The sequence below is a fragment of the Bacillus sp. LNXM12-1 genome (assembly GCF_003004375.1).
Lineage (GTDB): Bacteria > Bacillota > Bacilli > Bacillales > Bacillaceae > Bacillus.
Map to the genome: position 1 here is coordinate 1 of NZ_PVWX01000011.1, position 923 is coordinate 923.

The window sequence follows — 923 nt, forward strand, 5'->3', positions numbered from 1 at the left end:
AGTTGAGCTACACCGGCTTTATCTATCCTAACATTATGTAAGAATAAATATGGTGGAGGATGACGGGCTCGAACCGCCGACCCTCTGCTTGTAAGGCAGATGCTCTCCCAGCTGAGCTAATCCTCCACTATGTAGGAATCTCTCGATCCGACAAAGATTATTATATACAGGTTTTCATCATTTGTAAAGGCTATATTAAAAAAATTTTATTTCAATTTTCATTGGTATTTCTTTTAGCAAATGATCCTCATTTTCTCCATTCAAACTGCTGTCATTCAACGTTTATCAGCTGAAGTTCTCCTCTCTATATTCTCTTTAAAAACGGTCAATTCCTTCAGAAATATCAGCAGCCTATTATTTTTATGCTTTCATGGTATAGGTATTCCTTGGAATCAAACTTTAGGTGCAGTTTTTATAGATATTAGAATAGAGTTAACTATAAAGATTGATACAGTCCCCTTCTATAATCTAATACTCTATCTCTCTACTAGTTTTTTCATAACAAGGATTTATAATATGATGAACGTTCTATCTTTTTGATTTAAAATGTCTCACATACTTGTAAATGAGTTGGAGTGCCGCACGTTCATCAAACAAGTGCAATCAAAAAAATATCCTCTCAAGCAACACAAAAAGACCAGTTCCGTATGGAACTGATCCTTAGAAGAGCTTGGCGGCGTCCTACTCTCACAGGGGGAGACCCCCAACTACCATCGGCGCTGAAGAGCTTAACTTCCGTGTTCGGTATGGGAACGGGTGTGACCTCTTCGCTATCGCCACCAAACCTGATGGAGAGAATGTTCTCTCAAAACTAGATAACAATGTTCAAACTTCACATTAGAATATAGGTTAAGTCCTCGATCTATTAGTATCTGTCAGCTCCACGTGTCACCACGCTTCCACCTCAGACCTATCAACCTGAT

1 tRNA gene and 1 rRNA gene are annotated in these 923 nt (G+C 38.7%); both read right to left on the reverse strand.

The features are described from left to right. Positions 1-50: 50 nt before the first annotated feature. Positions 51-126 (reverse strand) — tRNA-Val (locus C6Y07_RS18775). Between the two features lie 542 nt (positions 127-668). After that, positions 669-784, reverse strand: a 5S ribosomal RNA gene (rrf, locus tag C6Y07_RS18780). Between the last annotated feature and the right edge of the window lie 139 nt (positions 785-923).